The following is a 12,599-nucleotide window of genomic DNA, read 5'->3' on the forward strand; positions in this document are numbered from 1 at the left end:
GTGGTCGGAAAGGGCCCGCCCTGCCGGCGGAGCCCGGATTGTTCAGCGGAGTTCGGCGCCCTGCCGGCGCAGGTGGGCGTGGAGTCCGCCATAGGCATCGACTGCAGGAAAGAGCGCCTTGGGCGCCTTGACCACCACGCTGTAGTTGGCATCGACGGCGTTCGCGATCGGCGCGAGGGCCGTCTGGGTGAGGAGCTGGTAGGCGTCGAGCTGGTGCAGCCCGAAGAGATCCCCGAACCACCGCACCATCTCCAGCTGGCCGATGCGCCATGAGTCCTCCATGGGGCGTGAGGACCCGACCGCCATCCAGTGGTAGTCCGTCTCGAGCCGCGGCCAGGCGGGAGCACCGCCCTTGATGAGCTCGACGATGATCGTCGAGTGCATGGCACCTTCGACGGCCGTGCCGCACGCCTCTCCCTCGCCCTGACGGTAGTGCCCGTCCCCGACGGAGAAAAGGGCGCCTTCCACGTTGACGCCGAGGTAGACGGTGGTGCCCGGCTTCACGTCGGGTGCATCCATGTTGCCGCCGAACCGCTCGGGCACCAGGGAGGAGCGCACCTCGCCACCAGGCGGAGCGACACCGACGGTGCCGAGCATCGGCTCGAGCGGGAGTGCGACCTGGAAGTCGCCCAGCCGTGACTGGAAGCCGACCGTCCGCCGCTCGGTGTCGACCTGGTAGATCCAGGTGATGTCCGGCAGCGGCTCCTGCAGGGTCGCAGTGCGCTCCGTGCTGGTCAGGCCCCCGAAGAACGGGATGGTGGCGGACGAACCGTAGGAGCGGGCCGGTGTGAGGTCGACGATGTGCAGCGCGAGCGTGTCCCCCGGTTCTGCACCCTCCACGTAGAACGGGCCGGTCTGCGGATTGATGAAGTTCATGTCCACCTTTTCGCCGGACACGTCATCCACGGAGGTCAGCGCATTGTTGAAGGCATCCTCCGTCCAGAGCTTCAGCGCAGTACCCGGCTGGACCGTCATCACCGGGGCGCTGCCACCGAAGGTGTACACGAGCTGGTCCCGCCGCGGGTGGTACTCGATGATCTCCATGACCGGATGCTACGGTGCGGCCCCGGGCTGGACAAGGGCCCGAGGCCGCCCCGGATCGCGGGGTGTCAGCCGGCCAGAGCCAGCGAGGAGAGCACATCGTCGAGGCGCTCGTATCCCTCGTTTACGCCCTTCTCCATGCCGTCGCCGATCATCGCGTCCCTGGCCTCGACGGTGAGGAATGCTGATTGGGCCGAGCAACGGGTCCTGCCGCCGCCGAGGTCCTCGAGGACCATGCTCTCGACGCTGACGGAGTGTGGCGCGCCGTCGAACTCGAACGTCTGGATGATCCGCTCCGGCGCGAGGACGGTGTGGAAGATCCCACGGAAACCGTATGCATTGCCCTCGTCGTCGCGGTGGATATACGAGTACGCACCTCCGGTCACCGCGTCGAACTCGAGGATCTCCATGATCATGCGACGCGGACCGAGCCACTGGCGCACGAGGTCCGGCTCCGTGAATGCCCGGAAGACGACGTCCCGCGGGGCGTCGAGCTCACGGGTGATGTGGAGGGTCGGCTGGCCGGGTTCCGCCGTGATGGTGGTGGGATTTTTCATGACTGTTCCTTGGACTGGTCCTGCAGGGATGCGAGCACGCCGTCGAGCCTGCGGTACTGCCGTTCGGCTTCCAGGCGGTAGGTGTCGATCCAGCCCGTCAGAGTTTCGAGCGCGGCGGGGTCGAGGTGGCAGGGACGGCGCTGGCCGTCCCGCGTGCGGGTGATCAGGCCGGCCTGCTCGAGCACCTGGATGTGCTTGGAGACTGCCTGCTTGGTCATGGCGAAGGGTTCCGCCAGCTCGTTGACGGTGGCCGAGCTGCGCGAAAGCCGCGCGATGATGGCCCTGCGGGCCGGGTCAGCGAGCGCCGAGAAGGCGGCATCGAGATCATCGTCCTGCATGATCCACCTCCTCGTTTATCAACCAATCAGTTGATAAGGCGAGTGTAGGCCTGCCGGTGCGCCGGTACAAGGGGGAAAGCAGACGACGGCGCAGCGCCTGCTGCGGGTTCTTTCGCGGCAGGCCGCATCACCACGACGAGGCCGGGCAGCGTACCGCCAGACGCTTTGCTCAGGCCCGACCCTTCAGGATGAGGTTCCAGTACACCTTCGGCAACACGACCCGCTCCACGACGAACGTCGACCTGCGCTCGCGGGCCAGGTTCTTCCAGCCCGGCACGGTGGGCATCGGCGAGTACTTGTCGTCGAACTCGGAGAACACCACCGTCTTCCGGCTGACCACGAAGGGGCACGCCGAATAGTGGTTGTACTTCGAGGTGGGCTCCTTCCCCTTGAGAACGGCCTTGAGGTTCTTGGCGAGCACCTTCGTCTGCATGCGCAGCGCTGCTCCCGATTTGGAGTTGAGCGTCGAGGCGGCGTCCCCCAGGGACCAGATGGCGAGGAAACGCGGGTGCCGCAGGATGACGGGGTCCACCTCGACGAAGCCTCCGCGGTTTCCGGACGCCGGAAGGTCCGTGCTCTTCAGCCACTCCGGCGCGGACTGCGGCGGCACGGCGTGGAGGACGTCGTAGCCGATGGTCTCCGTGGTGTCATCGGTGGAGCGCCGAAGCACCACCGTGCGTGCCTCCGGATCCACGGACTCGAGCCGGGTGCTGTAGCGGACCTCGATCCCGTACTCGTCGATCTTCCGGTTGAGTTCCTCGTCGATGATCTTCATGCCGAAGATCGTGGGCGTGGATACGGCGAGGACCACCCGGATGTCCTTCAGGACGCCCTGGCGCCGCCAGTGGTCGCACGCGAGGTACATGGGCTTCTGGGCGGCGCCGTCGCACGAGGCCGGCCCGGGCGGCTGCGTGAAGACCACCGTGCCGTCGGTCAGGTTCCGGAAGAGCTTCCAGGCCTTGGGAGCCAGTTCGTACTCGTAGTTCGATCCCCCGTACGGACCCTCCATGGCCTCCTTGAGACCCGGGATGGACGTCCAGTCGTTCTGGATGCCCGGGCACACGACGAGGTGGTCGTAGGTGACGGCGGATCCGGACTCGAGCAGCACCGTGTTGGACTCTGTACTGACGTCGGTGGCCTTGTCCTGGATCCAGGTGACCCCCCGGGGCATCACGGCCGACTGCAGACGTACCGCCTCGAAGGCATCCGCGGTGCCGCCCGCGATATGCGAGAAGAGCGGCTGGTAGAGGTGCCGGCTCCGGGGCTCGATGACGGCGATGTCCTTCAGACGGTATCGCTTCAGACGCCCGGCGAGTGACACGCCGGCGTTGCCACCGCCGATGATGAGCACCTGGTGGTGGCGCTTCTCGCCCGGAGCGGGGATGACGGGGACCATACGGCCCGCCCGTGGAGTGCTCGTGCTGGATCCGATGGCAGCTACCTCTTCTGATCGCCCTGCGCGGCCTGTCCCCCGACAGTACCGCCCCGCACCGACGCAGGACAGGGGAGCCGGGCGAACGGGGTACGCACAGAGCCATGCCGCACCGGATCGGCACCTCGGCAATCGCGCCCGCCGGATCCCACCGGACGGACCCTGACGACTCCGGTCAGCCGCGTGCGTACCTCGTCACAAAGGTGCGCAGGATCGTCGCGGGCCGGTCCACCACCAGGGCACGGGCCCGCGCGATGTAGTCGTCGGCCTCCTCGGGCGGGAAGTAGCCGGCGTGGCGATAGGTCCGGATACGCCCCACGAGGGCCTCGACGTCGAGTTCCGGGTGGAACTGCGTCGCGTACACGTTCTCCCCCACACGGAACATCTGCACGGGACAGGTGGCCGACGACGCCAGCAGTACCGCCGATCCCGGCAGCATCGCACACGCCTCCTTGTGTCCCACGTAGGCGGCGAACGACGACGGCAACCCGGCCAGCAGCGGATCGGCGACACCGTCCTCGGTCAGTGTGACCTCGACGGCGCCGACCGGCTCGGAATAGGTGGAGTCGATGACGGCTCCCTGGTGGCGCCCCAGGGTCCCGACGCCGTAGCATGCGCCGAAGAAGGGGTAGTCCTCCGCGACGACACGGTCCAGCAGCCCGCCGAGCTCACGCTCCACACGGATCTGGACGTCGCTCTTCTCCTCCTCCGGGTCGGAGGAATTGAAGGGGCTGCCGCCGAGGAAGATCCCGGAGTAGTCGGCGAGGTCCAGCTCGGGCAGGGGCTCCGCCTCCAGCCGGATGCGCCGCAGGTCTCCCTCGGCCAGGCCGCCGTAGCGCAGGAAACTTAGATATTCGGCGTCGGCGGCATGGTTCTCGGCACGAGTGCCCAGGAGGAGGAACGGTTTCACCCCTCGATGCTACTGGCCCCGGTGCCGCCGTCGGAGCGTCCTGCCGTCGGCGGCCCGGGTAGCGGCACCATCCCCTGAAGAACGGCGACAGGCCACCGGGTTGCCCCGATGGCCTGGTGTCCGAGGGCGAATCAGAGGTTGGCGCCCGCGCGGTCGGACAGCTCGGCGTCCAGTTCGGACAGTTCCTGCGCCACCCGCTCCAGGTCCGCCTTGGAGATGGCCACCGGTCCGGCACTGTGACGGCCGCGGGATGGCTTCAATGCGACGACGTCGGATTCCCCCGCACCGTCCGCTACCTGCGCGGCGCCGGCCTCGCGTGCCGAGTGTGCAGCCGCTGGAGCCGCTGCGGACGGAGCGGCATCCTGCGCTCCGGCGACCGCGGGCGTGGTACCCGTTGCCGCGGGCGACAGGGAGGCAGCGGGGCCGGCGGGCGCGGCCTGGGCGAAGTCGACCGTACGCCGCAGCGGGGTCTCCTTGATGAACAGCACACAGACGAGTCCGAGGACCGCGATGACCGCCGTGATCAGGAAGATCAGGGCCGTGCTGTCGCCATAGGCAGCCCGTACGATATCGGCGATCGGCGCGGGGAGGTCGACGAGGTCGAGTGAGCCGCCGACAGCACCGCCGCTGGTGGGGATACCCGCCGCAGCAAGGCCTTCGGTGGTCTTGTTCTCCACCTGGGTTCCGAGGATGGCACCCAGGACGGCGACGCCCGCTGCACCGCCCAGCGAGCGGAAGAACGCGACGGAGGCACTGGCCGAGCCGATGTCCTTGACCGCCACGGTGTTCTGGACGGCGAGGACGAGGTTCTGCAGCATCAGGCCGAGGCCCATGCCGAAGATGAAGGTGTAGATGCCGACCACCCAGAGTTCCGTGAGGTGGTCGATCGTGCCGGCGAGTCCGAGGCCCGCGATGAGGAACAGGCCGCCCGCGATGAGGTACCTCTTCCACTTGCCGAACTTCGTGACGAGCTGACCTGCACCGATGGACCCGAGGAGGTTTCCGGCGATCATGGGCAGCGTCAGCAGGCCGGCCTCGGTGGGCGTGGCGCCGCGTGCCACCTGGTAGTACTGGCCCAGGTAGCTCGAGGTGGCGAACAGCGCGATGCCGACGGCGATCGAGGCGATGATGGCCAGGGCGGTGGTGCGCTCGGAGATGATCTTCAGCGGGATGATCGGCTCGGCCACTCGGGCCTCGACCACGAGCAGGAGCGCCAGCAGGATCACGCTGCCGCCGACCATGAGGGCGCTCTCCCGGGAGAACCACTCGTAGTAGCCCTCCTTGCCGGCGAAGGAGACCCAGATGAGCAGGAGGCTGACGCCGGCGGTGAGCAGGATGGAACCGAGCCAGTCGATCCGGGCCTTACGGCGCGTGTCGGGGAGCTTGAGGGTGACCTGCAGCAGGATCAGGGCGATGATGGCGAGCGGCACGCAGACGAAGAACGTCCAGCGCCAGCCGAGGGGCGAATCGACGATGAAGCCGCCGAGGAGGGGTCCGCCGGCCGTGGCGACGGCCATGACGCCGCCCATGTAGCCGGAGTACCGGCCGCGCTCACGCGGGGCGATGATGGTGCCGATGATGGCCTGGGCCAGCGCGGTCAGGCCGCCCATGGCGACACCCTGGATGACGCGCGCGGCGAGCAGCAGCGGGATGGTCTGCGCGAGGCCTGCGAGGACCGATCCCGCCACGAAGATCACGATGCTGACCTGCACCAGGATCTTCTTGTCGAACAGGTCGGAGAACTTGCCCCAGATCGGGGTGGTCGCCGCATTGGCGAGCAGCGCGGCCGTGATGACCCAGGCGAAGTCCGTCTGCGAGCCGTTGAGGTCGCTCATGATCGTCGGCAGGGCGTTCGCCACGATCGTACTGCTCAGGATTGCCGTGAACAGGCCGGCCAGCAGGCCCGTGAGCGCCTGCAGGACCTGCTTGTGGTTCATGGGCTCGGCAGCCCCGTGGTGCGAGGCCGGTTGCGGCGCGGGCGCTGCTTCCGCCGCGGTGGAATGGGTGGCCATCAGAGTGCTTCCTTCGTGATCTCGGACAAGGAGTCCAGGTGGTGACGGCCGTCATCGCCCGTGCGGTGTGCTGTGGTGCGGGGTGTTCTGGGGGCGTCCAGGACGGCATATCCTGCCACGCCCGATGCGGCGGAGCGGAGGGCTGCGGTGAGGTGCTGGACCGACGACGACGCCGCTTCGGCCTCGCTCTCGGTCCAGTCGGAGAGGATCTCCCGCAGGGTCTCGGCCCTGCGCTCGTAGGTCTCCGCGAGATGGCTCTGCCCCTCCCCCGACAGCGAGAGGAGACAGGCCCGGCCGTCCAGCGGATCCGGCGTGCGGATCACGAAGCCGAACTGCTCGAGGTCGGCAAGCTGCCGACTCAACGCCGAAGGGCCGATGCCGAGCTTCGCCGCGAGGGCCGACGCCCGCATCGGGCCGCCTTCGCCGATGAAGAAGAGGACCCCGGTGTGCGCGGGTCCCAGCTCCGAGTACTTCATGGTGGCAGCAGTCACTCCCCGCAGGGCGCGCTGCAGGTCGAAGATGTTGTGCACCAGCTCCGCAGCCGTGTGCTGTGCTACTGACATTCGGGACTCCCGGCCTCATTCACTTCGTTGCTCTAAGTAACTGTACGCCCGCCGTTTCGTTAGGTCAACTAAATAAACCCTCGGCGCCCCGCGGTCCCGGATCGCGTCAAGAATGCGGGGAAACGAGCCCGAATGCTTGCGGTTCCGGCCGTCACCCTGTTAAGCCTGATACACAAGGACAGTTGGATCACCTGTCGACAAGGGCCCGCCCCGGGCCACGGAAGAGGACGTTCGCCATGACGCGCAAGGAACCCCGCGTAGAGGAAGTCGACGAGAAGGACCTCAAGGTCGGGAAACGGCCGAAGGACTGGGCTGCCGGCCTTCCCGGGGTCTACCACTCGATGAAGCCCGCGATCGAGCACATGGGTATCGAGCGGACGCTGAAGACCGTCCTGAAGATGAACCACAAGGACGGCTTCGACTGCCCGAGTTGCGCATGGCCCGATCCCGACAAGCGGAAGACCTTCGAGTTTTGCGAGAACGGCGCGAAGGCCGTCACCTGGGAGGCCACCCCCGTCGTCATCTCGTCCGACTTCTGGGCCGAGCACTCGATCAGTGACCTCCGGCAGCGCTCGGAGTACTGGCTGGGCATGCAGGGACGCCTCGTCGAGCCCGTCTACAAGCCGGCAGGAGAAGACCACTACCGGCCCGTGAGCTGGGACGAGGCGTTCGAGATCCTCGGCAACAAGCTGAAGAGCCTCGACTCGCCGGACGACGCCGCCTTCTACACGAGCGGCCGGACCTCCAACGAGGCTGCCTTCCTGTATCAGCTCTTCGTCCGCGCCTTCGGCACCAACAACCTGCCCGACTGCTCCAACATGTGCCACGAGTCCTCCGGCTGGGCGATGGGCCAAACCATCGGTATCGGCAAGGCGACCGTGACGTTCGACGACTACGCGCACGCCGATCTCATCATCGTCATGGGCCAGAATCCGGGGACCAACCACCCGCGCATGCTCACCGAGCTCGAGGCCTGCAAGCGCAACGGCGGGCAGATCGTGGCCGTGAACCCCCTCCCCGAAGCCGCTCTCAAGCGCTACAAGAACCCGCAGCTGGTCCGGGGCGTCGTCGGCAAGGGCACGGAGATCGCCGACCAGTTCCTCCAGATCCGGCTCGGCGGGGACATGGCCCTCCTGCAGGCCATCTCCAAGCGGGTCTTCGAGGCCGAGGCGAAGAACCCCGGAACGGTGCTCGATCACGCATTCCTCGAGAAGCACTGCGAGGGACTCGACGAGCTGCGCGAGCACGTGCTGAAACTCGATGACGCAACCGTGCTGGAGGCCACCGGGCTGCGGATCGAGGAGATCGACGAGCTCGCCGCGCGGTACCTCGCCGCGGACAAGGTGATCATCACCTGGGCGATGGGTATCACGCAGCAGAAGAAGGGCGTCGCGACCATCAAGGAGATGATCAACCTCCTGCTGCTGCGCGGCAACATGGGCAAGCCGGGCGCAGGCGCCTCTCCCATCCGCGGGCACAGCAACGTGCAGGGTGACCGCACCATGGGCATCTGGGAGCAGATGCCGCCCACCTTCATGGACGCCCTCGGCAAGGAGTTCGGCTTCGAACCGCCCCGCGAGCACGGCGTCGATGCCGTCGAGTCCATCCGGCGCATGCGCGACGGGCAGGTGAAGGTGCTCGTCGCGCTCGGTGGCAACCTCGTCTCCGCCATCTCGGACACGCAGGTGGCGGAGCAGGCGTTCGAGAACACGGACATGACGGCGCAGATCTCCATCAAGCTCAACCGTTCGCACCTCATCACGGGCAAGGAGGCGTTGATCCTGCCCTGCAAGGGCCGCACGGAGATCGATCGGCAGGCCACCGGCGTGCAGTTCGTCTCGGTCGAGGACACGGTCTGCGCGGTCCACCCGTCGTGGGGCAGCGTGGAGCCCGTCTCCGAGAACCTGCTCTCCGAGCCGGCGATCATCAGCCGGCTGGCCCGCGCGACGATCGACGGGAAGATCGACGCGGACTGGGAGGGCTTCGAGAAGGACTACGACCTCATCCGCGAGCACATCTCCCACGTCGTCGAGGGGTGCCAGGATTACAACCGGAAGATCCGGCAGGAGGGCGGCTTCATCCTGGCCAACGGACCCCGGGACTCGCGCACCTTCAACACGCCGACGGGCAAGGCCGTCCTCACCGTCAACGACCTCGAGTACCTCGAGCGCCCCCAGGGAACGCTGATCCTGCAGTCGTTGCGCTCCCACGACCAGTGGAACACCACCATCTACGGCAACAACGACCGGTACCGCGGCATCAAGAAGGGCCGGCACGTGGTCTTCATCAATCCCGAGGACATCGCCGAACTGGGCTTGAAGGACGGCCAGAACGTGGATGTCCACGGCGTGCACGACGACGGCGTGCAGCGCGTACTCCGCGCGTACCGTGTGGTGTCGTACCCGACGGCGCGGGGGTGTGCCGCCGCCTACTACCCGGAGGCCAACGTCCTGGTACCGCTGGATCACGTCGCCCAGGGCAGCAACACCCCGACGTCGAAGCAGGTCATCGTGCGGTTCGAACCGAGCACGCACACGGCGCCCTCGGCGCACGACGTCGGAGCGACAGCCGAAGGGCCCGGCGACGAGGCGGACGGTTTCCCCGGAGGCGGCAAGGGCACACCCGTCAAGGAATCGGAGGCGGCGAACGCCTGACCCTCCGCAGGTCGGCTGCACTCAGGACCATTGGAACGATTGGCCGCGGTCGTTCCGGTGGCCCTGGAGCCTGTACGCGGTGACCGAGGCGGTGCCGGGCTTCGGTGGACCGCCCCGGGCACGGCGACCGTGAGGAGCGGATCCGATGGGCCAGCACGGGGAGCAGCAGGATCAGCAGCGCCGTGTCATCCGGGTGCTCGTCGTCGCCCAGATCCTGGGCGGCGTCGGAGCCGGCGCCACACTGTCCCTCGGGGCGCTGCTCGCCGCCGAGACATCGGGGTCGAGCGCCTGGTCCGGCATGGCCGCGACCATGGCCACGCTCGGGGCCGCTGCGGCCGCCGTCCCCCTCGCGTCTCTCGCTCAGCGCAGGGGGCGCCGCACAGGTCTCGCGACAGGCGCCGTCGTCGCCGGCTGTGGTGCGCTGCTCGCCATCACGGCAGCCTCGCTCTCGCTGTTCCCGCTCCTGCTCGGAGCACTGGTGCTCCTCGGCGCCGGATCGGCGACGAGCCTGCAGGCACGGTTCGCCGCCACGGACCTCGCCGACGAGGCCACCCGCGGACGCAGCCTCGCCGTCGTGGTCTGGTCAACCACCATCGGCGCCGTCCTCGGCCCCAACCTCTTCGAACCCGGCCAGGTCCTGGCAGGGGTGCTCGGCATCCCTCCCCTCAGCGGGGGCTTCGTCTTCTCCGCGGCGGCGCAGGCCGCCGCCGCGGCAGTCTACTCGCTGGGGCTGCGCCCCGATCCCCTCCTGACCGCCCTGCAGCGCGAGGCAGCGGAGCGCCCGGCAGGGAGCCCGCCGGAGAGGCGACGCGGACTGGCCATTCTCGCCCGGAATCCCGCTGCGCGTTTCGCCGTGGTCAGCATCGCGGTGGGCCATGCCGCCATGGTCTCCGTCATGTCCATGACGCCGGTGCACCTGCACGACCACGGGGCCGGACTCACGGTCGTGGGACTGACCATCAGCCTGCACGTGGCGGGGATGTACGCACTGTCGCCCGTCTTCGGCTGGATCGCGGACCGCTTCGGGAAGACGCAGGGCATCCTGTGCGGTCAGGTACTCCTGCTCGCGGCACTCCTGACCGCCTGGCGGGGCGCCGGGTCCGAGGGCTGGGTGACGGCGAGCCTGGTGCTGCTCGGACTCGGCTGGTCCGCGTGTGTCGTCTCGGCGTCGGCCCTGGTGGCCGGCGCCGTCGACGTCGCCGAGCGCGCGCCGGTCCAGGGCTCGTCGGACCTCGTCATGAACCTGGCCGGCGCCCTGGGCGGGGCCCTCGCGGGCACGGCCCTGGTGCTGCTGGGCTACTCCGGACTGAGCCTGGGCGCTGCCGTGCCCGTCGCCGTCGTACTGGTGTGGGCGCTCACGCGGCTCGTGGAAGCACGGACCCGGGCCGCGGCGCCGCCGTGACCAGGGCAGCTACTGCGCCGAGCCCGTCCAGCCCTTCTCCTCGTTGGTCTCCTCGTCCTTGGCGATGATGGTCATCACGGTGTTCGCGGCCTTCTCGACGGCTGCGCTCGTCTCCTCCCGGCCATCAGTGGTTACGGTGCCCGCCGCGTAGCCGACCAGGAAGGCACTGATCGCCCCGGCGTGTGGGGACACGAAGGAGGAGGATCGCTCCGCCAGCTCGACGATCCTCGGGTGGTCCACTTCGAGATCGAGGATCTGCAGGGCCTGGGTCAGGGTGCGGCTCCACTCGCTGAGGGTGCGCTCTTCGTCGTCGGGCGTTGCCATGGGGTCTCCTCGGGTCGGGTACGGGCCGCGGTTGCCGATCGCGACCGGCAACACTCCCCCAAGCTTTAGCACCAGTGCCGCATCCCTTCAATGGCTGGCGCCCATCAACCATCCTTGACTTCCCTTCGTACCGGGGATGGAGTAGCTGGCCTTGGTCCTCGAGATACAACTTCCGCGGGCACGTCAGCGCTCGTGGTACCCGCCGCCGCTCCCCTAGCGGCCCGCATGCTTCCGGTCTCCCGCTGGTGCTTGCCAGTGTAGGCGCCGGCATCCGCCGCCCGGCCCGGGACCGACGGGCCCGCGCCGGAACGCACGGCACTCGGCGTCGCCCCGAACCACCGGCGCACGCACCGCGTGAGGGCCGACTGCTCGGACAGCCCCACCAATCCCGCGACCTGCTGCAGCGGCAGGTCGCTCCGCGTGAGCAACCGGAGGGCGGAGTCGCGGCGGACGTCGTCGAGCAGTGCCTCGAAGGAGGTGCCCTCCGCGGCGAGCCGCCGCTGCAGCGTCCGCGGGTGCATCCCCAGCAGCCGGGCGGCCGAGTCGATGCGGGGCGGCGAGGTGCCGAGCATGCGGTCGATGGCGTTCCGGACCTGCGGGGCGACGACCCGCCCCGGCTCGGGGAAGTGGCTGTGCAGGTAGTCGAGCGCGATCTCCCGCAGCGTGTCGTCGACTCCGGCGAGCGGACGGTCCAGGAGGCTGCGGGGCACGCGCAGCAGGGATGCGGCGGCACCGAAGCGCACCTCGGCCCCGAAGAATTCGGCGTACCGGGAGGCAGGAGCCTTCGGTGTGTGCGAGAGGTGCACCGAGTGCAGCCCGTAGGGTCCGTCGACCAGGAAGCGGATCATCCGATGCGAGAAGGCGAGGATGGCGTCCGTGGCCTGCCGCGGCGGCGTGCCCTCGGAGGACCCGTAGCAGAGACCGACATCGCCGGGACGGCCTTCCGGGTCGGACACGATCGTGAAGCGCAGCACCGGACTGTGGAGGAAGAGGAACTGGGACGCGCACTCCAGGGCAGCGCCGACGGTGGGCGAGTTCTGCACGGCCACGGCGAGCGGGCCGAGGATCCCGATGTCCTGGTACTCGGAGATGCGCAGGCCGAGGTCCGGGCAGGGCAGGACGCGAGCCGTACCCTCGAGGAGCTTGGCCATGGCGACGTCGGACACCAGGACATCGTCACTGTCGAGGGCCTCGACGGGCACACGGTACTGCGCCGCGAGCGCTTCGGCGTCGCCCCCGAACTTTGCGGCGACCTCACGGAAGCCGCGCATGCCGGCGGATCGGATCACGGAGCTCATGTCGTCCAAGGGTAAATAGGTGTCGCGCGAAGTCAAGCAGGAGGACCGGCCACCACCGAATAATGGAC

At 68.5% G+C, this 12,599-nt stretch carries 11 protein-coding genes; 2 read left to right on the forward strand and 9 right to left on the reverse strand.

The window, feature by feature from the left end:
- Positions 1-42 precede the first annotated feature (42 nt).
- From ACX80H_RS12610 to ACX80H_RS12640, 7 genes are all read right to left on the reverse strand, one after another.
- The gene (locus ACX80H_RS12610; RefSeq protein WP_459313702.1) at positions 43-1,044 is read right to left on the reverse strand and encodes an acetamidase/formamidase family protein; all 1,002 of its coding nucleotides are present in this window, start codon (positions 1,042-1,044) and stop codon (positions 43-45) included.
- 65 nt (positions 1,045-1,109) lie between these two features.
- Positions 1,110-1,598, reverse strand: coding sequence for an SRPBCC family protein (locus ACX80H_RS12615; RefSeq protein WP_459313703.1), 489 nt, complete (start codon positions 1,596-1,598; stop codon positions 1,110-1,112).
- A complete protein-coding gene (locus ACX80H_RS12620) occupies positions 1,595-1,936 on the reverse strand; it encodes an ArsR/SmtB family transcription factor (protein ID WP_459313704.1) in 342 nt (113 codons plus the stop codon). The genes ACX80H_RS12615 and ACX80H_RS12620 overlap by 4 nt, the downstream gene beginning before the upstream one ends.
- Before the next feature lie 169 nt (positions 1,937-2,105).
- Entirely contained in the window at positions 2,106-3,332 is a 1,227-nt protein-coding gene (locus tag ACX80H_RS12625) for an NAD(P)/FAD-dependent oxidoreductase (RefSeq protein ID WP_459313705.1), read from the reverse strand.
- 211 nt (positions 3,333-3,543) lie between these two features.
- The gene (locus ACX80H_RS12630) at positions 3,544-4,278 is read right to left on the reverse strand and encodes a glutamine amidotransferase (RefSeq protein ID WP_459313706.1); all 735 of its coding nucleotides are present in this window, start codon (positions 4,276-4,278) and stop codon (positions 3,544-3,546) included.
- Between the two features lie 131 nt (positions 4,279-4,409).
- Positions 4,410-6,290 (reverse strand): MFS transporter, encoded by a 1,881-nt coding sequence (locus tag ACX80H_RS12635; RefSeq protein WP_459313707.1) that lies wholly within the window; start codon positions 6,288-6,290, stop codon positions 4,410-4,412.
- Positions 6,290-6,853 carry a MarR family winged helix-turn-helix transcriptional regulator gene (locus ACX80H_RS12640; protein ID WP_459313708.1) on the reverse strand — a complete coding sequence of 188 codons (564 nt, stop codon included), beginning with the start codon at positions 6,851-6,853 and terminating at the stop codon, positions 6,290-6,292. Before ACX80H_RS12640 ends, ACX80H_RS12635 begins: the two co-directional genes overlap by 1 nt.
- Positions 6,854-7,089: 236 nt before the next feature.
- Here ACX80H_RS12640 and ACX80H_RS12645 point away from each other — a divergent pair, with 236 nt between their 5' ends.
- Positions 7,090-9,507: an FdhF/YdeP family oxidoreductase gene (locus tag ACX80H_RS12645; protein WP_459313709.1), complete on the forward strand. Its 2,418-nt coding sequence runs from the start codon at positions 7,090-7,092 to the stop codon at positions 9,505-9,507.
- A gap of 145 nt (positions 9,508-9,652) precedes the next feature.
- The gene (locus ACX80H_RS12650) at positions 9,653-10,909 is read left to right on the forward strand and encodes an MFS transporter (protein ID WP_459313710.1); all 1,257 of its coding nucleotides are present in this window, start codon (positions 9,653-9,655) and stop codon (positions 10,907-10,909) included.
- Between the two features lie 9 nt (positions 10,910-10,918).
- Here the strand turns inward: ACX80H_RS12650 and ACX80H_RS12655 are convergent, their stop codons facing one another.
- Both ACX80H_RS12655 and ACX80H_RS12660 read right to left on the reverse strand, forming a co-directional pair.
- Positions 10,919-11,233: a DUF6457 domain-containing protein gene (locus tag ACX80H_RS12655; protein ID WP_459313711.1), complete on the reverse strand. Its 315-nt coding sequence runs from the start codon at positions 11,231-11,233 to the stop codon at positions 10,919-10,921.
- A 104-nt stretch (positions 11,234-11,337) separates the two neighbouring features.
- Positions 11,338-12,531 (reverse strand): AraC family transcriptional regulator, encoded by a 1,194-nt coding sequence (locus ACX80H_RS12660; RefSeq protein WP_459313712.1) that lies wholly within the window; start codon positions 12,529-12,531, stop codon positions 11,338-11,340.
- Positions 12,532-12,599 lie beyond the last annotated feature (68 nt).

It is taken from the genome of Arthrobacter pasteuri, assembly GCF_054510955.1.